A 24,342-nucleotide genomic window follows, 5' to 3' on the forward strand; every position below is an offset into this window, starting at 1 on the left:
CTAGGTATTGAACTAATAATAGTGAAAATGAAAAAAGCTTTTAAAATTTTAGGTGGTCTATTAATATTAGCCATTTTTGGATGGGTAGTGTATTACTTATATAACCAAACAAAAAAAGATCCAATAGTTTACGAAACTGAAGCGGCTGGATTGGATAACGTTATTATGAAAACTGTTGCCACAGGCTCCGTTGTTCCAAGACAAGAAATTGAAATTAAACCTCAGGAATCTGGAATTATTACTGATATATATGTTGAACCAGGTGATGAAGTTAAAAAAGGCGACTTAATAGCAAAAATACAAATCATACCAGAAATGGTTCAAGTTAACAACGCTGAAACACAACTTAAAAAAGCGAAGATTAATTATAAGAATGCTGAAGTTGAATACAAGCGCAAGACAGAATTATACAACAACGGGGTTATTGCCCAATCTGAATTTTTAGATGAGCAAACACGATATGAAAATGCCAAAGAAGATGTTGAGGCTGCTGACAACAATCTTCAGTTAATTAAAATGGGTGTTACCAAAAAAATGGGTAATCAAACAAACACTATTATTAAAGCTACAATTGAAGGAATGGTGCTCGACGTACCTGTAAAAGTAGGGAATTCGGTTATAAAGAGTAATACGTTTAACGATGGAACAACAGTAGCTTTTTTAGCCGACATGAACGAAATGGTTTTTGAAGGCAAAGTGGATGAAACTGAGGTTGGTAAAATTGAAGAAGGAATGGATCTGTTACTTTCAATAGGAGCCATTGACAAAGAAAAATATCATGCCAATTTAGAGTTTATCGCCCCTAAAGGCGTTGAAGAAAATGGAGCTATTCAGTTTGAGATTAAAGCTGCAGTTAGTTTAAAAGAAGGCCAGTTTATTAGAGCCGGATACAGTGCTACTGCCGATATTGTTCTTGACAAAAGAGATAGTGTACTTGTGCTAAAGGAGAAACTTATCACATTTAGTAATGATTCTGCGTTTGTTGATGTTAAAACAGGAGAACAAGTATTTGAAAAGAAATTCATTGAAACAGGTCTGTCTGATGGTATCAAAATAGAAATCCTTTCAGGTATCAACGAAGGTGATGAAATTAAGATCCCAAAAAGCTAATCACTAACCTAAATACATAATCTAGTATAAAGATATTTTCGCTATGAATAAAATGAAAATACTCATTTCAATTATAATTACATTTACACTTTTTGGTTATTGCCCTGCTCAAGATAGTTTAGCAATTGATTCAAACACATGGAGCTTACAACGCTGCATTGAGCATTCATTTGAAAATAACCTTACGGTGAAACGCCAAATGCTCAATGTTGATGTTCAGAAAAATGAACTAAAGCAGAACAAACTCAATAGGCTTCCTGATTTAAACGCAAGATTGAGTGGAGGCTACAACTTTGGTCTTACCTGGATTCAGCAAGAAGGACAAAACATTGATGCTAATAACAGCTATGTGAGTCCTAGTTTAAGTAGTAACATCCCAATTTATCAGGGATTAGCCATTAATAACAGCATTAAAAAAAGTGAATATGACTTATTGAGCGCCACAGAAACTACTAATAAAATTAAGAATGATATCTCTCTACAAATAACAGCTCAGTTTCTACAGATAATTTTAAATAAGGAATTATTAAACGTAGCTGAAAAGCAATATGAAACAACAGAACTACAAGTTGAAAGAACAAACAACCTTGTAAAAGCAGGAAGTGTTGCGAAAGGTAACTTACTTGAAATTAAATCGCAGGCTGCTAAAGAAGCGCTTGTTGTAACTCAACAAAAGAACGAACTTACCATATCATTACTCACATTAGCTCAGTTATTAGACATTGAGCGACCTGTTAATTTTGACATAACAACTCCTGATATGCCTGAAATGGCAACTGAGTTTGCAGAACAACTGCCCAATATTATTTACGACAGAGCTGTTGAGAATATGCCTGAAATTAAAAGTGCAGAATACTCAGTTACAAGTACCGAGTATGATTTGAAAATTACAAAAGGGGGACTACAGCCTACGCTTGGAGTTGGCATGGGAATGGATTCTCGCGCTTCTTGGCTTCTTGACGATCCTAATAATGTAAATCGCGACTTTCTTGATCAATTAGAAAGTTCGAGAAATATATACATTGGTGCGCAACTTAATATTCCCATATTTGGTCGTTTACAAACAAGAACGAACATTTCTAACGCTGAAATTAGAGTAATGGATGCTAAATATCAATTGCAGATACAAAAACTCACTCTAATTAAGGAAATACAACAAGCTTATGTGGATGCTCTTGCATCGTACAATAAATATTTATCGAGTTTAGAAGCTGTTGAATCATTTAAAGAATCGTTTAAATATACAGAACAAAGGTTTAATGTAGGAATGGTAAACTCGGTAGATTACAATGTTGCAAAAACAGACTATACTCGAGCCCAATCTAATTTATTGCAATCTAAATACGAATACGTATTACGAACAAAAATCTTAGATTTTTATAACGGTATCCCAATAGAACTATAATTGAAATTAATTAGCTTGGCAGGATTAAATCCTGCCAAGCTAAATAACACCAAGCTTAACAACCTCATTGGGTAAAATTCCTTTTACCTTTTTAAACATCTCTGTAAATTTAGACATATTAGTGTATCCCAACTCAAATCCAACCTGGGTGATATTTAAATTTCCTGTTTTTAATAGTCGATATGCCTCATCCATTTTAGCATGAGTATAAAACTGATATATAGAACAATCAAAAAGTGTTTTAAAGTCACGCTTTAATTTTGACACACTAACACCAAACTCCTCTGATAATCCTTGTATTGTTATCTTTTGATTAAAGCTCGATAATAACTTTTCTTTTATTAAAAGAAGCTTTGAATAATCTTCTTTATGCAGTCCTTTAAGCCCACCTTCAATTAAATGTTGCTCTGCATTCATGATAAATACACAAAAAGCCTCAATCGCTCTTGCCTTGATAAATGCAACACGCCCATAGTCCTGTTCATTAAAGTAAAAAATATCATCTGTTAATCGTTCAACCTGCGTAGAAAGTGGCATGTGATATGCTACAGGATCTTGCGTTCCAAATAAAGATTTATATAAATGATCAGCCTCAGGTAATAAATTTAAAAAAGCACCCTTCGTTAGCTTATAAGTAATTGTTTTTACTTTCATATTTGCCGGGAACTCTGTTACAAAAGGAAATAAACCATTATGCACATAAGCCCCTAAAAGGGTATCTGCTTCAATTAACAGCCTTCTATCCAAATCTGTATGAGGAACCTGCCCTTTTTTAAAAAAGCTAATATGAATATAATCTGATTCACCATCAGCAATTCTTTCAATTACAACATGTTTATTATACCTAGCATCAGTTAAAAGCAACTCCATACCATCAATAACTTCGACACTTTGAAGCATTATACTACTATCACCGTTCTCAAGTTTATATGAATCAACACTAAACTCACCACCTAAAACATCATGCAGTGCTTTAATGTAATTTACACCCGGTCCTTCTTGTACCTTAATATGTAACTCCTTATCACTCATCTTGCAATATTTTATAATCAACCTTCAATTGTTATATGCCAATAATTATGCCAATTGAGCTAAAAGGATTAGTAGATGAGCCATTTGGATTAGACCAACACTACTAGTACGCCCTATATTTGTATTGTTAAAATTAATACACAATTAAAATTAATAAGATGAAAGCTTTAAAAACATTATTTGCAGCAAGTTTACTATTATTAGGATTAGGTTTTACATCATGTAACAAAGATGATGATGCACAAGAGCCGGTTAATTTACCAATTGAGGAGTCTCCAGAAAACCCAATTGCACCTGTTCCAACTCCATTCAACTAATTGATAGTAGTTACTAGCAATAAAAAAGTCCTGAAGAATTGATTTCTTCAGGACTTTTTTGTTTAAAGTTGTTTCAGCTTCCTTTGATTTATTATTGCAAATATAACAACTACAAAAACGGTTATTACCATATAATATATAGCACTTGGTATAGGCACCGGATCTCCTTTTGCATAGGAGTGCATTCCTGCCAAGTAATAATTTACACCTAAATAAGTCATAACTACCGAAAAGAAACCTATAACTGCAGCCACATTATACCACAATAAATTCTTTACGCCTGGTATCATCCGCATATGCAATACAAATGCATAAATAAGTATTGTAACCATTGACCATGTTTCTTTAGGGTCCCAACCCCAGTATCTTCCCCACGATTCGTTTGCCCAAACACCTCCTAGGAAGGCTCCGATAGTTAAAGTATATAAGCCAATGGTTAATCCTAGCTCACTTACATAACTTAATTCTTTTATGGCTATTTTCACTTTACCATCACCTTTGGCCTTCTGTAATCCCATTAACAATAGGGCAACTAATGACATTAATGATGCTAAACTTAGAAACCCGTAACTACCCACAATTATTGCCACATGTATCGTTAACCAATACGATTTTAGCACGGGAACAAGATTCGTAATCTCAGGATTCATCCAACTTAGGTGAGCCACAAAAAGAACGATACCCGAAAAGAAACTCCCTACGGATAAAACCATCGGACTTTGCTTTGTAAAAACAATACCTGCCAATAAAATGGACCAACCTATATATAACATAGATTCATATCCGTTACTCCATGGTGCATGCCCTGAGATATACCACCTCATGGCTAAGCCAGCTGTGTAAACAATAAAGCAAATCAATATTAAATACATCCCTGTAATATTAATTGCTTTGGGAGTATTGTTTGGTAAGAATAAAAACACAAGTTGCAGTAATAAAAGAATGAGTCCGATTATAAAGATAAAAGGGGCTAACATCAAGAATATATTACTCTTATTATAGAATATCTCAAGATGTTTCATTCTATCTGAAGATAAAATGGAGCTTGCTTTATTAGATTGATAAGTAGCCAATGCACTAATAAGTTTATCAGCTTCTTCGGTATCTTTATTTTTTAAGGCATTGATGTAGTAATAATATACTTTAATGGCTGAAGCTTTCTCTCCAAGTGATTCTTCACTAGCGGTGGTTAATGGTGTGATCCAAGGAATACCAACATCTTCTCCATCAGGAAAAATTCTTAATAAAGTTCCGGATTGAGCCAAATAGAATACATTAACTTGTTCATCAATTTTAATTAACTCATTCTGAAGTTTATTTCTGTAAGCTGGCCTCGTTCTATAAGCTTCATTGATCATCTCACTTAACTTATAAGTCCCTGATTCATCAAAAAACTGTGCAAACGAAGCTTTTTTACCAACATTACCAACTATATCTCTTACTGGATCTTCTTTTACAGTAATTAAAGGAATATGAGCCCATTTCTCAGGTACAATCAACATACTCAATGCCACCTGATCGGCACTATAACCTTTATAACTATTATGCTTTACTAACTTTCTGAGGATCTCTCCCGACATTGTATTCATCGGTTTTATTCTTCCTCCATTATCTTGAACCCAAAGTTCTCCAAATTTTTGCGCTTGCTCTTTATCAACAACAATAACATCCTTAATATCCTGCGCTACAATATTACCTCCTATTAAGAATATGCCTATAATCATTAAAGCTTTCTTTTCTTTACTGAGCTCTGTAATTTGTTTCAATAAAAATTGAAATCTACTTTTTGAAGAGAATAATGACAAAATCATAAATAAAGCTAAGAGTGCATAGCCAATGTAAGTAACAGTTGTTCCCCACAAATCGTTATTTACAGATAATACAGTTCCCTTTTCATCAGTATCATAGGATGATTGATAAAAGCGATAACCTCTATAATTTAGGATGTTGTTCATAAAAATTCTAAAATCCTTTGTCACATTCTTCTCATTATCTATTAAGGTAACCTCACTAGCAAAAGAAGAAGGACTATCTGAACCTGGATAGCGTTCGAGCTGAAACTCATTTAGTTTTATAGTAAACGGTGTTTCTAACAATTTAGCTCCATACCTCACTTTTACATTTACGCCATTTATTGTTTTTGAAGAATACTCTCCTATTTCATCCTTACTACCTGTCAGATAAATTCTATCCGTTCTATTATCAACAGTTATATCTAAGGCTACTGCCTGAAGAGGGGCATTTTTATTTTGAGATGGCACTGCTTTAAAGGAAGCTTTCTCAAAAAAACCAGTTTGGATAATAAACAAATCTTCAAAACCTAACAACACACTTTGATAGAATACCTGTTGCTTATCCATATCAATATCTGTTCGTTCTTTAGTAGCCATATTGGTACTAAACACAGAATGTGGAGAAGAAAAATATAATACATCATCCTCTATATAGATATTAAAATCACTTTCACCATCATATTCAAACCCTATAGTGTAACCACCAACAATAGTACCCTCTCCTTTAGTAAGATTAAGATTATTTCTACCATTACCTGTCGATACAACTAACGAAATCATTGGTACACCGTTTTCATCCTCAACGGGCACTAACTCGGCATTCGGAATATAATCAACACTCTTAATACTAACTTTATGACCATCTACTTTAAGGCTTTCGCTAAAATGATCTTTACTTTTTAAGGACATAAATACATGACCCTCGAATTCTTCAGTCTCAGATCCTGAAGTAACTTCTCCGTTTATAAATGTATCCGATGAAAGGAAAATATTACTTGTTTGTCCTTCTCGGATGTGCATCATACCTTCAAAACCAATAAATCGGGTTAAAGCAGCACCTACAACAATTAATACAAACGAAAAGTGAAAAAGAACAATTGCTAATTTCTCTTTTTTCCAAAGGTGGGGTTTTAATAAATTCAGGAACATGTTTATTCCTAAAAGCAGGAAAATTCCTTCAAACCACCAGGCATTATAATAAAGGGCCTTGGCAGCATTGGTACCAAAATCATTTTCTACAAACGTAGCAATACCCATAGAGGCAGCAAGTAATAACAACAGAGTACCCATTAGTATGGGAGAAGAAAGTAATGCTAATATTCTTTTCATTATAGTGAATTATTATATTTTGATACGAAAATAAAAACAGCAACAAGCAGAGTTAGTTCTGAAATACTGCGAGTTTTAGACAATTACTTTGCTACTGCGCGTTTAATATAAATGAAATATTTTAATAACGCTGTCTGAAATATTATTCAAACCAATAAAATATCCTACTAGGATGCCATTTTTATTGTAATGTATATGCAAAAAATTAGGCTATAACCATAGCTTATAGTACTTTTGTCGGCTCAAATTTAGCATTTATACTAGCTAAATAATAAGCGGATAACTCTATCAATAAATAACATTAACATGAAAAAGGCAGTAACACTATTGCTACTTATAAATGCAGTTTTAGTTCAAGCACAAGAAAAGAAAGTTAAAGTAACACCATACGGTTTTGTGGCTTTAGATATTATGGCTGATACCAGAGAAAGCGTTACATCTCGATCGGGCCATGTATACTTGTATCCTAAAAGACCTGAATACGATATTAATGGAAATGACATAAATGCCAATGGCAATTTAGATTTTAAAGCAGCTATTAGTAGGTTTGGAGTTAAAATTGCCGGTCCTGATGCTTTTGGTGCAAAAACTTCGGGCGTGTTTGAAGTAGATTTTGCTGGCAAAGGAAGTACTGACTTTTCGGTGAGACTTAGGCATGCTTTTGTAAAGCTTGATTGGGATAACCAAAACCTAATACTAGGTAAGTATTGGCATCCTTTTTTCATTCCTGAGAATTTCCCTCAAACGGTTAACTTCGTGGTAGGAGCTCCTATTCACCCCTTATCAAGGGCTTCTCAAGTTAGGTTTACTCAAAATATTGCAGAGCATACCTCAGTTGCCTTCGTTATGCTAATGCATGGTGATTTTAGTAGTGTTGGACCTGCTGATCAACCACAAATGACTAATATCCCTGAAACAATAGTTCAACTTAAACACAAAACAAATAATTTATTGCTTGCTGCTACTGCAGGAGTAAAACCACAACTACCCTATTCTCCTACGCTTGACTCAGAAAGTTACGTACATGAAAGCGACGTAGTTTATTGTCCTGAATTTAACGTGTCTGCTAAATATATTTTTGATAAAATAACCGTTAAAGCTGAAGCCATTTACGGAGGTAGCATGACTCACTTAACTATGATTGGTGGTCTTGCTCAAAAAGCAAAGGATGGAGTTGCGATAGAAGGTGAATATACTCCAATTATGACCTCAGCCTACTGGGGCGATGTTTCAACCAACGGGAAAGTTGTAAAATTTGGAGTTTTTGGAGGTGTAACAAATAACCTAGGAACAACAACCGAATCGGTTAAGGCTGATGGATATACGCGTGCTGCAGATATGGGCTATACCTATATGGTGGCGCCTCGTGTGGTTTGGTATTCTGGTAAAATGCAAGTTGGCTTAGAGTGGCTTTACAGTGTTGCTGCTTACAATAATGATATTGCATCGGACTACGATAAATACTCAAGACCAACTAATTTATCAGATGTGCATAACAACAGAATTACTTTAGGTATGCGCTACCATTTTTAACAAAAGTAGTTTAGCACCTCAAACCTATTCCTTTTACTAATTTTTAAGTTTTATCATTTATAAATAATAGCTACATGTTTTCAAAAGACGAAGAGAAAGAATTAAAGCTTGAGTTTTGGAAGAAACTAGGAAATAGAACTCGTAGGCTACCCGGTCAGCGTGGCCGAGTTAAAGTTTGGGTAGGTGAAAAAACAGGGGTAAAAGGAGTAGACTTACGTTTTGAAGTAGGACGAAAGCTAATAATAGTTGCCCTAGAAATAAATCATAAAAACGAGCAAAAGCGACTTAACTTATACGAAAAATTAGAAGCAACAAAACGTCTTTTCGAAAATGCGTTTGGAGAACCTCTAATCTGGGATTTTGCTTGTGAGAAAAAGTATGGAGAAGAAGTTTGTCGAGTTTACGTTCAAATGGAGGGAGATTATTTAGTATCTGAACAGTGGCCTCAGATATTCCCTTTTATGATAGAAAAGATGGTGAAGATGGAAAAAGCATTTGCCGAGGTTCAAGACTTTTTAAAGTATGATGAGCTAGGTCAATAATTAGCTTAACTTACTAATAATCCTTCCTCTTTCATCTCCTTATCCTTATTGGCATCAACACAGTTAAAACTATCGTTAAAAGCACTGTATTCATTTAAGAATAATTTGTAGAAATCAATTTGCTCAAAGTAACTGAGTTTTATTTTTGTTGGACTTGACAAATAGGTTCGCACCCAAAAATCAACTGGTTTCTTCATGTTAATGATTTGATTACCCTTAATCTTATAAAAGTAATCCAGAACATTCTCATCGTAATATTTATGGTTTGTAATTTGATGTATACTTTTTAATACTTCTTGGCGAGTAAATTCTCCTTCTGAGAAAATTTCATTATCAATAAATGGCCTAGCCTTTTTCTCCGATATTAACTTAATTATTGGATTGTAGAAAAATGCAATAGCACCTATTAGTCCTATGATTAAAGCAATTATAATATATGGCATTTGTGCATACAAATTAAAGTAGTGTTGTTATTGTATACTACGTAATACTGCATTTTAACACAAATGGTTATGTAAATTTTAAGAAAAAGTTAAAAAAAATAATTTTTCATTTTTAACCCCTTGCTAATATTCTACTTACCGTTATTGTAATAGTTTCTCTCAGATCTTTTATTGAAGTACAAAAGTGTTTCTGCTTTAAATGAACAGCCAAATACTCCTGCTCCGTTTGACCAATTGTAGGAATGATGATCGCCTTCTTATCCAATGCATTTAAATCCATAATACTTGAGTAACCCGATCTACAAATAATCAATTTAGCATTTAATAAATGAGTTTTAAGCACTCCTGTTTCTAGGTGGGGAACAATCTCGATATTAGTTCCTACAGTTATGTTATCACAATTCACACTAGGCCTTCCCTCAACAACTAAACAAGTTAGTACACCTTGCGACAATGCACTGATAATCTCATTCTGCAAATAAGTTCGTTGAGGCTCCAGACCCGATAAAACAACTACGCAATCATATGCCCTAGCAACTGCTCTTCCTTTAGTTTCGGTAAACCTACTGAGTGGTCCAATAAACTTCGTATTAGAAGGTAGAGGGTACTTATGACTCAAATCTCCCGACAAATTATCTACAGTAGCAGTATCTGGCACCCAACATTCATCAAATTTCGAAATTGCCTTTTTTACAAGTAGATAAACGATGCCTTCAAATATTTTAAATGGCTTTGGCAACTTTAGCATCAACTGATGCGTAACAAATATTGATTTGATATTGCTATTCCATAAACCATATCTATTGTCTGAAATTATTACATCAATATTTAACTCTTTAATTAAGGATTTTAAAAATACATGCTCCTTAATACTATTCTTTATAACTGAAGTGGCTATAATAAAAAGTGTTCGAACATTGAAACCTCTTCTTAAATTTAATTGCAGGTCAGGAATATTTACCCATGCCAATTCGGAAAACTCTTGTCTTAGAATTTGAAGTGCTTCACCATCTCCACCAATAATAACTTTATTATTATCTTTTAAAAGTCGATGAATTATTGGTATCATCCGAGTGGCATGACCCAACCCCCAATTTAGAGGACAAACTAAATATGTGCCTTGAACCGCCAAATTAACCCGACACCTGTGTTTGAATGCCCAAAAGATTTACTCGCTCAGCAATTTTATCCATTTCATCCTTGCCTACTTTTATTAGTCCTTTAGCGGGAGTATCCCTATCAATGGAATATAACATTACACTTTTAGGCTTTATTTTAGAAAGTAGCTTCAGCCAGGCATCAACATTTTCTTCTGTTGTGTTATCCACATCAACTCCATTAAATTCGCCTTTCACAAACATGGTTTGGATAATTAAATTCCCTCTAAAACTAACCATTTGATCAACTACCTTTTCTAATGAAAAAGTTTTATTGGGTTGATCTAATATTTTAATAACCTCAATTAACCCACCATCTAACTTAAGTATATTATCCTCAATTTTTGATAGTGCAACTACAACTGCTGGTTTGTGCAGAACCGTAGCATTAGAAAGAACCGCAACTCGTGCCTCTTCGCAAAATTCATCGCGCAAAGCAATAGTATCATCTATAATATCGGCAAACTCAGGATGTATAGTAGGCTCTCCATTACCTGCAAAAGTAATTACATCAGGCTTCTCGCCTTTTGATAACATAAATTCTAATTTTGATTTTAGAGCTGTAGCTACCTCTTTTCTACTTGGCAGTTTTGTTTTTAACGAATGATCTTTGGGGTTAAAACCGCACTCGCAATAAATACAATCAAATGTACACACCTTTTTATCTGTAGGTAATAAATTTACCCCTAAGGAGATTCCAAGCCTTCGACTTTTGATTGGACCAAAAATAATTTCACTAAACAAAAAAGTACCCATTCTAAATTAATTTACTAGATGCAGAAAGCGCAAATTTAGTTATTTTAGGCGAACAAGGATATATAATGGTTTTTGCTATCTTTGAAAAATTGTAAACACATGTGATTTTCAAGAATGTTATTTGAGCAAGTAGTAGGGCAACACAATATAAAACAAAGCTTAGTGCGGATGGTAAAAGAAAACAGAGTGAGTCACTCTTTATTGTTTTCTGGTGCCGAAGGAAATGGGAAGTTAGCCATAGCTCTTGCATTTGCTCAATATATCAATTGTCTAAACCCAAAAGAAAACGACTCCTGCGGCACTTGTAGCTCGTGCATAAAATACACAAAGTATGTGCATCCCGATTTACATTTTGTTTTTCCTGTTATCAAAAGCAATAGCGATAAGAATCCCGTAAGTTCAGGATACTTAACTCAGTGGAGAGAGTTACTTAACGAAACTCCTTATTTTGCGTTGGGTACTTGGCTAAATAAAATAAGAAAAGAAGGCGAAAATAAACAAGGAGCCATATTTGCATCTGAAAGCACGGAAATAATAAAAAAGTTAAGCCTTAAAACTTTTGAAGGAAAGTATAAGGTGATGATTATTTGGATGCCTGAAAAAATGAATGAGGCTACCTCAAATAAGCTACTGAAAATATTAGAGGAACCATTGGGCAATACTGTTTTTATAATGGTATCTAACCAGCCCGATCAAATGATTTCAACAATCCTTTCGCGCACCCAACAATTAAAAATACCACGCTTATCAGACGAAGAGGTGGAACGTTTCTTAACCTCAAACAAAGGCTTACCTTCAGCTGAAGCTAAGGGAATTACCAAAGTTGCTAATGGCAGTATTATTGATGCCATGGAGCAAATTAAAATGAGTGAGGATAACCAGTTGTTCCTTGACTTATTTATACGAGTTATGCGTTTAAGTTATGCGCGCAAAGTTGGCGAGCTTATGAAATGGGTTGAGGAAGTGAGTCGCTTACCTCGAGAATTACAACGAAATTTCTTAAATTACGCAATTGCCCTTATCCGAGAAAATTACATAATGAACTTTAAGCGTCAAGAAATTGTTTACCTCACCCCTGAACAAATGGCTTTCTCGCAAAAGTTCTCTCCATTTATTAACGATGTAAATGCTATGATAATTGCTGAAGATTTTTCTTTAGCAGATTCGCACATCGGGCAAAATGGAAATAGTAAAATTGTATTGTTTGATTTAGGTCTAAAACTAATCATCTCAATAAAAGCAGGGGTTGAAGTATAGAGCACGTAAAAGTAACATGCAAATGTTACTAATTAATATATATTCAGGCGAAAGCCTTTAAAAACATTAGTAATGGAAGAAGTACAATCTAAGTGTAGTACTTGTAGCAGTAGGAGTGAAAAACTAAATGTCTTCGATTGGTTGGCAGATATACCAGAAGGCTGCAATGTTTCAGATATAGTAGAAGTTCAGTTTAAAAATACACGTAAAAGTTATTTTAAAAACAGCAATGGTTTGCGCCTTAAAAAAGGTGATGTAGTTGCTGTTGAAGCCTCTCCAGGGCACGATATTGGTAAAGTATCGTGTACGGGTGAGATTGCTGTTCTTCAAATGAAAAAGAATAAATTATCGCTTCATAGTTACGAGTTCAAACGATTATATCGTCATGCTAAACCTGTTGATGTTGAAAAATGGGAAGAGGCAAAAGGGTTAGAGCATGAAACAATGATTGAGAGTAGAAAAATTGCTCTTGATCTAAACTTAAATATGAAAATTGGTGATGTAGAATACCAAGGAGATAGAACAAAAGCTATTTTCTACTACATTGCTGATGAACGTGTTGATTTTCGTCAACTGATTAAAGTACTTGCAGATAGATTCAAGGTAAGAATTGAGATGCGTCAAATTGGAGCCCGTCAAGAGGCTGGGCGCATTGGAGGTATTGGCCCATGTGGTCGTGAATTATGTTGCTCTTCTTGGATTACCAATTTTGTATCTGTAACAACAAATGCTGCTCGCTATCAAGAGATATCTTTAAACCCTCAAAAACTCGCAGGGCAATGTGGCAAACTTAAATGTTGCTTAAACTTTGAGTTGGATGCATATATTGATGCTCAAAAAGATTTCCCTCGTATTAACATTCCGTTAGAAACTGTAGATGGTACTTATTACCATTTTAAAACAGACATTTTCAAGGGAGTTATGTGGTATTCTTCAGATAGGATGGTACCTGCTAACCTTGTTGAAATGCCGGTAAGTCGTATTAAAGAAGTAATCCGATTAAATAAACGCGGTAAAAAAGTTGATCAGTTGGTTGACGAGCGTGTAGTTACCAAAAGAGAAATTAAAACGCTCGATTACGAAAACGTAGTTGGTGAAGATAGTATTTCAAGATTTGATGAACCTAAAAAGAAACGTCCATCTAAATCGAGAAATGCAAACAAGAAAAGACGTAAACCTGGAGGTAATAACCCTAATGCTAACAAGCAACAAGGTGAACGATCGCAATCTGATAAACCAAAAGGTGATAAGCCAACTCAAAACAAAAGAGAAGGCGGAAAACCTAATAACAGATCGAGTAACAGAAATAAAAGGCCGAATACTAGGAGTAACAATAGACCAAACAGGCCTAATAATTCAGCACCTAAGAACAATAAACCAAGTGATGAATCAGCAAAATAATTATTGGCTTATCATATTTGTGTTTGCCCTAGTTTCTTGTGGCCCAAAGGTTGTATACGAAACTAACATCAATATTAGCGATACGGGTTGGCATAAAGATTCAGTAGCTGTATTTAAAAGTGAAGTTACTGAGCTTAACAGGGATTATCACTTGCTTTTACAGCCCAATGTTAATATGGATTATGCCTATAATAACATTTGGTTTTTTATTGATGCAATAGCTCCATCTGGTCATATTCAACGCGATACTGTTAGTTGTTATTTATCGGCTGTTGATGGTGAAATGTATGGAAATAAGCAATGGTTTAGTGATGATTACATCTCTGTTCAACCCTATAAACTGAACATTCGGTTTCCCGAGAAAGGCGTATATACATACCGTATTGCACAGGGAATGCGCGATGAAAATATTATGGGGTTAAACTCCATCGGATTAAAAATAATAGAAGTAGAATAAAACTAACCTTAGTTAGTTGATAATTAGAGAAGTGGGAAAGAATAAATTATTTAAGTTTGCGAAGTTAGAAACTTACCCTCATGTTTTTCAGGCAACTTTCGATGAGCCAAATCGTGAAGATTTTCACATGAAGGGAAAATGGAGTAAAGAGTTTTTTAAAAACGATAACCCTATTGTATTAGAATTAGGTTGCGGGAAAGGTGAATATACAGTTGGTTTAGGCGAATTATATCCTGATAAAAACTTTATTGGAATGGATATTAAAGGTGCTCGTATCTATACTGGCGCTACTCAAGCTTTAAACAAAGAAATGAACAACGTTGCCTTTATTAGAGCCAAAATTGAATTGATTACTTCTTTTTTTGCAGAAGGTGAAATTGATGAAATTTGGATTACTTTTCCAGATCCTCAAATGAAGAAAACTAGAAAACGATTAACCTCAACTAGATTTCTTGATTTCTATAGGAATATATTAAAAACGGATGGATTGTTACATCTTAAAACAGATAGTAACTTTTTATATACCTACACTGATGCTTTGGTAAGCGAAAATAAACTACCAACAGAAGTAAATACCGACAATTTATATAATAGTGAAATTGTTGATAAGGTATTATCCATAAAAACCTATTACGAATCACAGTTTTACGAACAAGGTATTCCAATAAAATACTTGCGTTTTAAGATACCTCATGGAGTTGATCTTACTGAACCTGATATTGAGATTGAATATGATGAGTACCGCAGTTACAATAGAGGCGCCAAAATGCCAGACGAAAAAAAGTAGAATTCACATATATGCTTCCTACAAACTTTGTTGATGATGTATTAAAAATAACTCGTAAAATCCCGAAAGGCAGAGTAACAAGTTATGGTGCCATTGCAAAAAGCCTTGGGGTAGCAAAGTCCAGTCGAATGGTTGGCTGGGCTCTAAAGAAGTCAGGCATGGAAATTGAATTTGTGCCTGCTCATAGAGTTTTAAACCGTAATGGTTTACTAAGTGGTAAAAATGCCTTTAGCTCTGAAACACGTATGCAAGAGCTCCTTGAAGAAGAAGGCATAGAAGTACAAAATGATAAAGTAGTTCGCTTTTCTGAACTATTTTGGGACCCAATTTCCTTGGGCGAAATTCGATAATATATTTATTTACAAGATATTTTATGCAACTGAGCAGTTGTTGTTAATAGATGAATCGTATATTTGTCCTTATTTTTAATAAATTTAAATAAATATAAGATGAGTTTTTATCCTCAATTAGTATTGGATGCCTTAAAGCATGTAAAGCATCCAGGAAAAGGCAAAACTATCGTTGAGCTAGAAATGGTTGAAGACGATATTAAAATTGATGGAAAAAGAATAACATTTAGTTTACTATTTGATAGACCAAATGACCCAATGATTCCTTCAATAAAGAAGGCATGTGTTCAGGCTATTGAAACATATATTGGTGATGGTGTTCAAATTGAAGGGAACATTTATGTTAAGATTAAACCAAAGCCTAAACCAAAAGCTACAAAACTATTACCTCAGGTTAAAAATGTAATTGCAGTGGCATCTGGTAAAGGTGGTGTTGGTAAATCAACCGTTACTTCAAACTTAGCAGTTGCACTTGCAAAAGCAGGATACAAAGTAGGTTTATTTGATGCTGATATTTTTGGTCCTTCGGTACCTAAGATGTTTAAAACAGAGCAAGAGCGTCCATTATTGGATAAGGTTAACGGAAAAGACATCATTATTCCAGTAGAACAATATGGGGTTAAGATGTTATCCATCGGATATTTTGTAAACCCTAATGATGCTACTGTATGGAGAGGTGCAATGGCAACCAATGCACTACGTCAATTAATTTCAGAATGTAATTGGGGCGAGCTTGATTATTTACTCTTAGATCTTCCTCCGGGTACAAGTGATATACACTTAACATTAGTGCAAACACTTTCAATTAATGGAGCTGTTATAGTTACAACACCACAGGATGTAGCCTTAGCTGATGCAATTAAAGGAGTTAGTATGTTTAAAAGTAAAAGTATAAACGTACCAATACTAGGACTAGTTGAAAACATGGCTTGGTTTACACCTGCTGAACTACCGGAGAATAAATATTATATTTTTGGTAAAGATGGGGGTAAAAAACTTGCCGAAGAATTAGAGGTACCATTATTAAGTCAAATTCCAATAGTCCAAAGTATACGAGAAGGAGGCGATGGTGGTGAACCTGCTGCTCTTGATGAAAATACGGCTACGGGTATTGCATTTACAGACTTAGCTAATAAAGTAGTGGCAGCTATTGAAGAACGTAACTCAACCTTACCTCCAACACAGGTTGTTGAAACACAAATAAAATAAATTTATAATATTCTCCTCTACTTTAATGTAGAGAAGAGCAATTAATATTTTAGTATGGAATATACAGATTTAGTTGAAAAAGCCCTAGACGAAATTAGACCATATTTAAAAGCCGATGGCGGTGATATTGAATTGGTAGAAATAACTGATGATTTAGTGGTTAAAGTGCAACTGAAAGGCGCTTGCGTAGATTGCCCGATGAGTTATCAAACCATGAAGAATGGCGTAGAACAGGTAGTAAAAAAGGTTTTACCACAGGTTAAATCAGTAGAAGCAATTGAGGTTGAATAGATATTTTTAATCCATATTGAAATCTTTATCTTTCTGATCTCGCTTTTTCATATTGTAGATGGTTGATTTACCGATATCGAGAATTTGTGCCACTTTTAATACATTGTTATTATTTTCTTTTAAAAAGTGCCTAATAATTCTCTCGGTATATTCTTTCAATGTCATCTTTTCGGCCAACAAATCAAGTTTAGCATTTGAAGAGGTTAGCATAACATCCTCTTCATCTACTTTACCATCAGCCGCCATTACAGCACTTAATTCTACAATTGCTTTTAACTCGCGCACATTACCAGGGTATGCATAACTCATTAATTTTTGCTTAGCCCCAATTGTAAATGTTTTTTTCTCTAAGCTATTATTGGAGCAAAAAACATCTAAAAAATGTTGACCTAATAATATTATATCGTGTTTTCGTTCTTTTAGCGAGGGTATATAAATTGGTAATCCGAGCAAACGATAATACAAATCTTCCCTAAAATTACCTGCACTTATTTCGTCTAATAAATTTTTATTGGTTGCAACAATAATTCTACAATTAACCTTAGTCCCTTTCCTACTCCCACTCTTCTTAATCTCTCCTTCCTGAATAACGCGCAACAGTTTAGCCTGCAGATTTAAATCCATTTCACCAATTTCATCAATAAAAATGGTTCCTTTCTCAGCATCTGCAAATTTGCCCAATTTATTTTCATTACTCGACCCAAATAGTTCCTCTTCAACATACTCCTTGGGGATTGCACTCATATTAAGAGTTACAAATGGTGCGTTCTTACGCGATGAATTATAATGAATCGTTTTGGCAGCAAGCTCTTTCCCTGTTCCTGACTCGCCATAAATTGATATATTAATATTCGGAACTTTTATGGCCTTCTCAATAAGTGCCAATACATTTTTCATTGAAGGGCTATCTCCTAATATGGCAGTTCCAAAACTATATTTCTTAGAAATTTCATTCTTAAGTAAAGAAATCTCATTAAGCAGAGACTTTTTATTAATAATATTATGAATCGAATTGTGTAATCTATCCTTTATATTATCATCTTTAATAATATAATCATACGCACCCTCCTTTAGTAATTGTACGGCCCCCGAAACACTATCTTCTCCCGAAATAATAATAACATCAATGTTCGCATTAAATTTTTTAATACGTTTTAAAATTTCGAGTCCCGAATAATCGGGTAAACCAAGATCGAGGGTAACTATATCTGTATCTTCCGTTAACTGATTTAAAAAGCTTTCGCCATTAAAGAATGGAATAATCTCAACATCTTCAACTTCAGCGATAGAACGTTCGATCAATTTGTTGTATACTTTATCGTCTTCAACAACATTAATTTTCATAGTAAAGAGCCATTAAAAGAGAGCTAAACCTAAGTAAAGTTCAATAATTAGGTAAAATCATTAAATATGTTTGATAAAAGGTAATAAAAACCAAAGATGAATGTTTCATTACACTGTTAATTCAAATATATTTGTTTGCTAGTTATTGCATAAATATATAAAATGTTTTAGCCAAGCATTCAAAAATTAGAGCTGTTCAGATAATAATTTTACAGAATGCCTGTTTTATTATGGGGAAAGCCTTTTTAAGAAATAAAAATGACCATTAAAAAACTCTTCATTTATATACCTATCGTTATTCTATTAATCGGATGTTCTACAAAAAAGAACACCTGGCTTAGTAGAAACTATCATAACATGACAGCTCATTATAATGTATATTTTAATGGGAAAGAAAGCATGAAAGAAGGTGTAAAATCCATTCAAAAATCGAATCAGGATGATTACACGCAAATCCTTACAGTATTTCCCGATTCTAAAAAAGAAGCGGCTAGTGTAGCATCTTCTAATATGGATAGATCTATTGAAAAAGGTGTTAAACTAATTAAGAAGCACTCCATACGTAAAAAGCCAAAGAAAAAGGATAACGATTCTCAACAATATAAAAACTTTATAAGCCAGAATGAATTTAACAAATGGGTAGACAATGCCTATTTAATGATTGGGAAAGCACATTTCATGAAACATGAATTTTATGTGGCGCAGCAAAGTTTCTCATATATGTTTAGAGAATTCAGAATAGGGCCAGAGTGGTATGAAGCGCAACTTTATATGGCACGCTCCTATATCGAAATTGGTGACTATGCAACAGCAAAAATTATTTTAGATGTTTATGATTTAGAAGGCAAAGCTCCCTATAAATTATACGGTTTCTTTTCGGCTATTTATGCCGATTATTACCTGCGACAAGGAGATGTTGCGTCAGCCATTCCATTTATGAAAACAGCGGCTGAAAGCATTACTGGTAAGTATTATCGCACACGCTTTAACTTTATCTTAGCGCAACTTTATCACGATCAGAATATGTATGCTGAGGCGAGTGCTGCCTATAAAAAAGTAATCCAATCTAATCCACCTTACGAATTGGCATTTAATGCAAAAGTGAATAGAGTAAGTGTAGTTTTTGAGGAAGAAGGATTTGCAGCTGTTTTAAAAGAAGTGAAAAAATTGCTGCGCGATAAAAGAAATCAAGATTATACCGACCAAATCTATTACGCATTAGGAAAAGCCTACTTAGCAGAGCAGCAAGAGCAAATAGCCACCGATAACTTTGTTTTATCTATCCAATCAAGCATCGATAATACACACCAAAAGGGATTATCGTTTTATGAACTTGCCAAAATAGAGTACAATAAACCAATTTACCGTACAGCTTATTATAATTTAGATTCTGCCATGCTAAATCTAAATAAAGACTTTCCGAGGTACGAAGAGTTATCCGAACTCAACGAGACTTTATCTGAACTTGTAACTAATTTAGATATTATAGCTCATGAAGATAGCATCCAACGCATTGCTAAAATGGACTCTTTAGATCGCTTGGCTTATATCGATCAGTTAATTGAAGATGAAATTGCAAGAGAAGAAGCATTGAAGAAACAACAAGAAGAGTTTGATAACGGAGATTTCTTCTTTGATAATAATATGAGTTCATCAAATCCATCCGAAGGAGGTAAATGGTATTTCTACAATCAGAATTCCATTTCAATGGGTAAAATGGAGTTTGAAAAACGATGGGGACGACGCAAATTAGAGGATAACTGGCGAAGAGCAAATAAGGAAGTAGTGATTGAAGATCCAATGGCCGATCCAGAAGCTGATTTTAATGATGATGATCCATGGGGAGAATTAGCAAACGATTCTATCATTTCTGCTAGTGGTGGCGACGAAGTTACCGATTTAAAAAGCAGAGATAGCTATTTGCGAGGATTGCCATTAACTGAAGAGGCTATTATTGCATCTGATAAAAAAATAGAAGAAGCATTGCTTTCTGAGGGTTTAATATATAAAGACGACCTTGAGAACCTTCCTTTTGCAATAGATGCTTTTAATGAGTTAATTAGGCGATTCGGCAGTAGCACCTATACCGAAGATGCATTAATGAACCTTTATTTGTGTTATCAAAAACAAGATGATTCGCAAGGTATGGCACAAACTAAAGCACAGCTAATGCTAAGGTATCCTGATGGTGAGTTTACGGCTTTCTTAAATGATCCATTGTTCTTTGAGAAAAGAGAAGCCCGAGAAAAAGAAATTGAAACACTGTATCAGAATGCGTATAATCGATATTTATTTAACGATTTTGTAACGCCTCTGAAAAATGAAAAACAAGCATTTATAATTGATGAGAAAAGTGAATTGTTACCTAAATTCATTCTACTATCAGCCTTATCCAATGCTAAAACAGGAGTTTTAACGGAGTTTGAGGGCGACTTAAAAAGGATTATTAATGATTATCCTGAAAGTGAACCTGTGCCTATGGCCAAAGAGCTGCTTGCCGAATACGAAAAAGGTAGAGTTCCTGTAGTTGGCCCTGTTCAATCTAATTTGATAGATAAAAGGAATGAACAACTTGAAGAAGATCGAAGAAATAGTTTAGGCGACTCCAAAGGTATCGAAATTCCTTCATCGTATAACAGGTCGGATAAAGCAGTTCATAGTTTGGTAATAATAATTAATCCTGAAGCTGATATAAATAGGCTGCGTTTTAACTTGGCAGATTACAATTTCTCTAAATTTTTGCTGAACGATTATGAAATGTTGGCTAAGAAATTACCGGATGGAACGCCAATACTTGAAGTTGCAGGTTTCAAAAACAGACTTGAGGCGCAAGATTATTTCTACTCCTTACGTGAACGTGAGCAAGTTTTTGATGTGCCAGATTTAAGCAGGTACAACTTATATGTAATTACTCAAGCTAACTTAGAGTATATGATTTCTTCTGGAGATCAAGGGGCATATAACAGATTTTTTGAAGAAAATTATTTAAGTGCTGAATCGTTCAAAAACTACTCTTCTGAGGAAGTTGAAGAACTTATTTCAACTGATGAAGAAGAAGCTCCAACTAAAGATGTAGAAGAAAAAGTAGTTGCTCCAATAAATAAAGAGGAGAATATTTCTACTAACAACAATGAGACGAATAATACAATACAGTACAATAATAATGCAATAAAAGAAGAAGCAAAAGCTTCTGACGTAACAACTGAAGTACAAAAAGAGCCACAAAAAGAAACGGAAGTTATTGCTCCTCCAGTTGCTATCGAAGAAACAAATAAGCCTGCTGAAAACACTGTAGCACCAGAATCAACAACTGAGGATACCGTTAATAAGGTGGTAGAAACAGAAAGTCCAATAGCTGAAGCTGCTCCAGAAACCTTTGTTGTAGGTGAAGGTGCGCATAACGCATACGTGTTGTTTAAAAAAGGTCGTATTAATACCACACGATTATCAACGGTATTTACTAACTATACCAAAACAACTTTTGGAACGGAATATACTGTTACATCAGGAGAAATAGCAGGCTCTTACTTTTTTGTAAAAATAGCAGGCTTTACAAATAGTAAGTTAGCAGAAGATTATATACAAAAGGTGAATTTAAACGACTTTTTAATGCGCGATATCAGGAGAGTGGAGCATTATTTGTGGTCGATTACCGATATCAATTTAAATAATATCAAGAACAAAGAATCTATTGAAGAATACCAACAATTTTACAAATCGAACTACTAAAAAATAATAGATATGGTTGAAGCTAAAAACGTGCGCATTTTATGGGTTGATGATGAAATAGAACTATTAAAATCGCATATCTTTTATTTGAAGGAAAAGGGATTTGATGTTGATACAGCCACCAACGGACAAGACGCCTTGGATATGGTTGAAGAAATTCAATTTGACATTGTTTTTTTAGATGAAAACATGCCCGGATTAAGTGGCCTAGAGGTATTAAACCAGCTGAAAAATATATTGCCAACAGTTCCTGTGGTAATGATTACCAAAAGCGAAGAAGAGGATATTATGGATCAGGCAATTGGTAGCAGAATTGCTGATTACTTAATAAAACCAGTTAACCCAACTCAAATACTATTAACCATAAAAAAACATGTTGATCAGCGTAGATTAGTTGCTGAAAAAACAACACATAGTTATCAAAGTGAATTTGGTAAAATTGGGTTAAAGATTAACGAATCGTATAACTTTAACGATTGGTCTGATGTATACAAACAACTTGTAAATTGGGAAATTGAACTTGAAGAAACCAAAGGCGAGATGGATGAGGTGCTCAAAATGCAGAAAACTGAAGCCAACCATGCTTTTACCAAATTTGTAAAAAAGAATTATCACGATTGGATTAAAGGCACAGATGATGACGCTCCTCTCATGTCGCACCAACTTATGAAGTCTAAGGTGCTGCCTATGCTCGAAAATGGTGAGAAGGTAGTAATGTTAGTAATTGACAACTTCAGATATGACCAATGGGTTACAATCCGTCAAAATATCTCGGAAAGTTACCGAGTTGATAGCGAAGAAATCTACAGTAGTATTCTTCCAACAGCTACACAATATGCGCGCAATAGTTTGTTTTCGGGCCTTATGCCTGCTCAAATAAAACAATTGTATCCGCAATATTGGTTAGATGAAAATGAAGAAGGCAGCAAAAATCAGTTTGAAGATGAGTTGGTAAAAACCTTCTTTGACAGATTCAGAAAATCATATAGTCATTATTATCACAAAGTAACAAATACCGATTCAGGGAAAGAGTTACTCGATAATTATAATAAAATGATCACTAATGATCTTTCTGTAGTTGTTTTCAACTTTGTTGATATGCTTTCACATGCTCGTACTGAAAGTAAAATGATTAAAGAACTAGCAAGTGATGAGTCTGCCTATCGATCTCTTTCAAAATCATGGTTTTCGCATTCCGTAATGAAGTTATTATTAGATAAGCTAGAAGACGAAAATGTAAAAGTGATTATAACCACTGACCACGGAACCATTAGAGTGAAAAATCCAGTAAAAGTTGTTGGAGATAAAAATATCAGCTTAAATTTGCGCTACAAACAAGGAAAAAATTTAGACTACAAGGCAAAAGAGGTGTTTGAAATAACAAAACCAGAAGAGGTGATGTTACCAAAATCAAATGTATCTACAAGTTATGTATTTACGTGTAACGATGACTTTTTTGCCTATCCAAATAATTATAATCATTACGTAAGTTATTATAAAGATACCTTTCAGCATGGTGGTGTTTCAATGGAAGAGATGCTTATTCCTTATGCTGTTATATCTCCAAAGAATAATTAATTATGCAAACATTTACTATTCAATCGATAGAAACTATTGATGAAGTAGCCGCACAGTTTTTAAACAAATACAATAAACCTGCTGTATTTTGTTTTTACGGTTCAATGGGAGCTGGTAAAACTACTTTTATAACCGCTTTATGCCAGCAACTAAAGGTGATTGATGTGGTGAATAGTCCAACATTTTCCATAGTAAACGAGTACGATACTGAGGCAGGCGACAATGTATATCACTTCGATTTTTATAGAATCAAAGAACAAGAAGAGGCATTAGACATGGGATGTGAAGATTATTTCTACTCCGACTCTTATTGCTTTATCGAGTGGCCAGAAAAAATAGATACTTTATTACCTCCGGATAGATACGATGTAAAAATACTAGTTAACGACGATTTTACACGTCAAATTACAGTTACAGAGCAACTATAAACAAAAAAGGGCATAAAATATTCTATTTGCTGAAGCTACGTTTCAGAAAAAAATGCGATTTTTGTGCTCTCAATAAATTAGAATCAGATAAACA

Annotated in this window: 21 protein-coding genes; 15 read left to right on the forward strand and 6 right to left on the reverse strand. The window is 34.2% G+C overall.

The genetic code is table 11. The annotated features are described in order from the left end of the window. Nucleotides 1–27: 27 nt before the first annotated feature. Nucleotides 28–1,110 (forward strand): efflux RND transporter periplasmic adaptor subunit, encoded by a 1,083-nt coding sequence (locus A8B35_RS15925; RefSeq protein ID WP_068474078.1) that lies wholly within the window; start codon nt 28–30, stop codon nt 1,108–1,110. A 43-nt stretch (nt 1,111–1,153) separates the two neighbouring features. After that, nucleotides 1,154–2,515 (forward strand): TolC family protein, encoded by a 1,362-nt coding sequence (locus A8B35_RS15930; protein WP_083634485.1) that lies wholly within the window; start codon nt 1,154–1,156, stop codon nt 2,513–2,515. A gap of 39 nt (nt 2,516–2,554) precedes the next feature. Here the strand turns inward: A8B35_RS15930 and A8B35_RS15935 are convergent, their stop codons facing one another. Beyond that, entirely contained in the window at nt 2,555–3,547 is a 993-nt protein-coding gene (locus A8B35_RS15935; protein ID WP_068474080.1) for a helix-turn-helix transcriptional regulator, read from the reverse strand. 158 nt (nt 3,548–3,705) lie between these two features. Between A8B35_RS15935 and A8B35_RS23395 the strand changes: the two genes are divergently transcribed. After that, the gene (locus A8B35_RS23395; protein ID WP_171973223.1) at nt 3,706–3,864 is read left to right on the forward strand and encodes a hypothetical protein; all 159 of its coding nucleotides are present in this window, start codon (nt 3,706–3,708) and stop codon (nt 3,862–3,864) included. Nucleotides 3,865–3,926: 62 nt separating this feature from the next. Here the strand turns inward: A8B35_RS23395 and ccsA are convergent, their stop codons facing one another. Continuing rightward, nucleotides 3,927–6,986 (reverse strand): cytochrome c biogenesis protein, encoded by a 3,060-nt coding sequence (gene ccsA / locus A8B35_RS15940; protein WP_068474082.1) that lies wholly within the window; start codon nt 6,984–6,986, stop codon nt 3,927–3,929. 306 nt (nt 6,987–7,292) lie between these two features. On the opposite strand from ccsA, the gene A8B35_RS15945 reads away from it, so the two are divergent. Further along, the gene (locus A8B35_RS15945; RefSeq protein WP_068474084.1) at nt 7,293–8,519 is read left to right on the forward strand and encodes a hypothetical protein; all 1,227 of its coding nucleotides are present in this window, start codon (nt 7,293–7,295) and stop codon (nt 8,517–8,519) included. 74 nt (nt 8,520–8,593) lie between these two features. Next, nucleotides 8,594–9,061, forward strand: coding sequence for a DUF4268 domain-containing protein (locus A8B35_RS15950; protein ID WP_068474087.1), 468 nt, complete (start codon nt 8,594–8,596; stop codon nt 9,059–9,061). 5 nt (nt 9,062–9,066) lie between these two features. Here the strand turns inward: A8B35_RS15950 and A8B35_RS15955 are convergent, their stop codons facing one another. From A8B35_RS15955 to A8B35_RS15965, 3 genes are all read right to left on the reverse strand, one after another. Then, nucleotides 9,067–9,504, reverse strand: coding sequence for a hypothetical protein (locus tag A8B35_RS15955; RefSeq protein ID WP_068474089.1), 438 nt, complete (start codon nt 9,502–9,504; stop codon nt 9,067–9,069). Nucleotides 9,505–9,616: 112 nt separating this feature from the next. Then, the gene (locus tag A8B35_RS15960; RefSeq protein ID WP_068474091.1) at nt 9,617–10,573 is read right to left on the reverse strand and encodes a glycosyltransferase; all 957 of its coding nucleotides are present in this window, start codon (nt 10,571–10,573) and stop codon (nt 9,617–9,619) included. A 64-nt stretch (nt 10,574–10,637) separates the two neighbouring features. Beyond that, the gene (locus A8B35_RS15965; protein ID WP_068474094.1) at nt 10,638–11,417 is read right to left on the reverse strand and encodes a radical SAM protein; all 780 of its coding nucleotides are present in this window, start codon (nt 11,415–11,417) and stop codon (nt 10,638–10,640) included. Between the two features lie 114 nt (nt 11,418–11,531). Between A8B35_RS15965 and A8B35_RS15970 the strand changes: the two genes are divergently transcribed. From A8B35_RS15970 to A8B35_RS16000, 7 genes are all read left to right on the forward strand, one after another. Next, on the forward strand, nt 11,532–12,674 hold the full coding sequence (locus A8B35_RS15970; protein WP_068474096.1) for a DNA polymerase III subunit: 1,143 nt from the start codon (nt 11,532–11,534) through the stop codon (nt 12,672–12,674). Between the two features lie 72 nt (nt 12,675–12,746). Next, the gene (locus A8B35_RS15975) at nt 12,747–14,075 is read left to right on the forward strand and encodes a PSP1 domain-containing protein (RefSeq protein WP_083634486.1); all 1,329 of its coding nucleotides are present in this window, start codon (nt 12,747–12,749) and stop codon (nt 14,073–14,075) included. Then, entirely contained in the window at nt 14,059–14,532 is a 474-nt protein-coding gene (locus A8B35_RS15980) for a gliding motility lipoprotein GldH (RefSeq protein WP_068474098.1), read from the forward strand. The genes A8B35_RS15975 and A8B35_RS15980 overlap by 17 nt, the downstream gene beginning before the upstream one ends. A gap of 31 nt (nt 14,533–14,563) precedes the next feature. Beyond that, nucleotides 14,564–15,319 carry a tRNA (guanosine(46)-N7)-methyltransferase TrmB gene (trmB, locus tag A8B35_RS15985; RefSeq protein WP_068474101.1) on the forward strand — a complete coding sequence of 252 codons (756 nt, stop codon included), beginning with the start codon at nt 14,564–14,566 and terminating at the stop codon, nt 15,317–15,319. An 11-nt stretch (nt 15,320–15,330) separates the two neighbouring features. Further along, a complete protein-coding gene (locus A8B35_RS15990; protein ID WP_068474103.1) occupies nt 15,331–15,669 on the forward strand; it encodes an MGMT family protein in 339 nt (112 codons plus the stop codon). A 99-nt stretch (nt 15,670–15,768) separates the two neighbouring features. After that, nucleotides 15,769–16,878 (forward strand): Mrp/NBP35 family ATP-binding protein, encoded by a 1,110-nt coding sequence (locus A8B35_RS15995; RefSeq protein ID WP_068474105.1) that lies wholly within the window; start codon nt 15,769–15,771, stop codon nt 16,876–16,878. Nucleotides 16,879–16,932: 54 nt separating this feature from the next. Beyond that, the gene (locus A8B35_RS16000; RefSeq protein WP_068474107.1) at nt 16,933–17,169 is read left to right on the forward strand and encodes a NifU family protein; all 237 of its coding nucleotides are present in this window, start codon (nt 16,933–16,935) and stop codon (nt 17,167–17,169) included. Nucleotides 17,170–17,175: 6 nt separating this feature from the next. Here the strand turns inward: A8B35_RS16000 and A8B35_RS16005 are convergent, their stop codons facing one another. Further along, the gene (locus tag A8B35_RS16005) at nt 17,176–18,513 is read right to left on the reverse strand and encodes a sigma-54-dependent transcriptional regulator (RefSeq protein ID WP_068474108.1); all 1,338 of its coding nucleotides are present in this window, start codon (nt 18,511–18,513) and stop codon (nt 17,176–17,178) included. Between the two features lie 258 nt (nt 18,514–18,771). Between A8B35_RS16005 and porW the strand changes: the two genes are divergently transcribed. From porW to tsaE, 3 genes are read left to right on the forward strand one after another with little or no spacing between them, the layout of a single operon-like run. After that, nucleotides 18,772–22,242: a type IX secretion system periplasmic lipoprotein PorW/SprE gene (gene porW, locus A8B35_RS16010; RefSeq protein ID WP_139314916.1), complete on the forward strand. Its 3,471-nt coding sequence runs from the start codon at nt 18,772–18,774 to the stop codon at nt 22,240–22,242. A 12-nt stretch (nt 22,243–22,254) separates the two neighbouring features. Continuing rightward, on the forward strand, nt 22,255–23,820 hold the full coding sequence (gene porX / locus A8B35_RS16015) for a T9SS response regulator signal transducer PorX (RefSeq protein WP_068474114.1): 1,566 nt from the start codon (nt 22,255–22,257) through the stop codon (nt 23,818–23,820). A gap of 2 nt (nt 23,821–23,822) precedes the next feature. Beyond that, on the forward strand, nt 23,823–24,248 hold the full coding sequence (gene tsaE / locus A8B35_RS16020) for a tRNA (adenosine(37)-N6)-threonylcarbamoyltransferase complex ATPase subunit type 1 TsaE (protein WP_068474116.1): 426 nt from the start codon (nt 23,823–23,825) through the stop codon (nt 24,246–24,248). Nucleotides 24,249–24,342: the final 94 nt, after the last annotated feature.

Source organism: Saccharicrinis aurantiacus (assembly GCF_001660705.2).
Classification (GTDB): Bacteria; Bacteroidota; Bacteroidia; order Bacteroidales; family Marinilabiliaceae; genus Saccharicrinis; species Saccharicrinis aurantiacus.

Bases quoted from the DNA above. Each gene is read 5' to 3' on its own strand.
- A8B35_RS15925 (WP_068474078.1), top strand. From the start codon at position 28: ATGAAAAAAGCTTTTAAAATTTTAGGTGGTCTATTAATATTAGCCATT.
- A8B35_RS15930 (WP_083634485.1), top strand. From the start codon at position 1,154: ATGAATAAAATGAAAATACTCATTTCAATTATAATTACATTTACACTT.
- A8B35_RS15935 (WP_068474080.1), bottom strand. From the start codon at position 3,547: ATGAGTGATAAGGAGTTACATATTAAGGTACAAGAAGGACCGGGTGTA.
- A8B35_RS23395 (WP_171973223.1), top strand. From the start codon at position 3,706: ATGAAAGCTTTAAAAACATTATTTGCAGCAAGTTTACTATTATTAGGA.
- ccsA (WP_068474082.1), bottom strand. From the start codon at position 6,986: ATGAAAAGAATATTAGCATTACTTTCTTCTCCCATACTAATGGGTACT.
- A8B35_RS15945 (WP_068474084.1), top strand. From the start codon at position 7,293: ATGAAAAAGGCAGTAACACTATTGCTACTTATAAATGCAGTTTTAGTT.
- A8B35_RS15950 (WP_068474087.1), top strand. From the start codon at position 8,594: ATGTTTTCAAAAGACGAAGAGAAAGAATTAAAGCTTGAGTTTTGGAAG.
- A8B35_RS15955 (WP_068474089.1), bottom strand. From the start codon at position 9,504: ATGCCATATATTATAATTGCTTTAATCATAGGACTAATAGGTGCTATT.
- A8B35_RS15960 (WP_068474091.1), bottom strand. From the start codon at position 10,573: ATGATACCAATAATTCATCGACTTTTAAAAGATAATAATAAAGTTATT.
- A8B35_RS15965 (WP_068474094.1), bottom strand. From the start codon at position 11,417: ATGGGTACTTTTTTGTTTAGTGAAATTATTTTTGGTCCAATCAAAAGT.
- A8B35_RS15970 (WP_068474096.1), top strand. From the start codon at position 11,532: ATGTTATTTGAGCAAGTAGTAGGGCAACACAATATAAAACAAAGCTTA.
- A8B35_RS15975 (WP_083634486.1), top strand. From the start codon at position 12,747: ATGGAAGAAGTACAATCTAAGTGTAGTACTTGTAGCAGTAGGAGTGAA.
- A8B35_RS15980 (WP_068474098.1), top strand. From the start codon at position 14,059: ATGAATCAGCAAAATAATTATTGGCTTATCATATTTGTGTTTGCCCTA.
- A8B35_RS15990 (WP_068474103.1), top strand. From the start codon at position 15,331: ATGCTTCCTACAAACTTTGTTGATGATGTATTAAAAATAACTCGTAAA.
- A8B35_RS15995 (WP_068474105.1), top strand. From the start codon at position 15,769: ATGAGTTTTTATCCTCAATTAGTATTGGATGCCTTAAAGCATGTAAAG.
- A8B35_RS16000 (WP_068474107.1), top strand. From the start codon at position 16,933: ATGGAATATACAGATTTAGTTGAAAAAGCCCTAGACGAAATTAGACCA.
- A8B35_RS16005 (WP_068474108.1), bottom strand. From the start codon at position 18,513: ATGAAAATTAATGTTGTTGAAGACGATAAAGTATACAACAAATTGATC.
- porW (WP_139314916.1), top strand. From the start codon at position 18,772: ATGACCATTAAAAAACTCTTCATTTATATACCTATCGTTATTCTATTA.
- porX (WP_068474114.1), top strand. From the start codon at position 22,255: ATGGTTGAAGCTAAAAACGTGCGCATTTTATGGGTTGATGATGAAATA.
- tsaE (WP_068474116.1), top strand. From the start codon at position 23,823: ATGCAAACATTTACTATTCAATCGATAGAAACTATTGATGAAGTAGCC.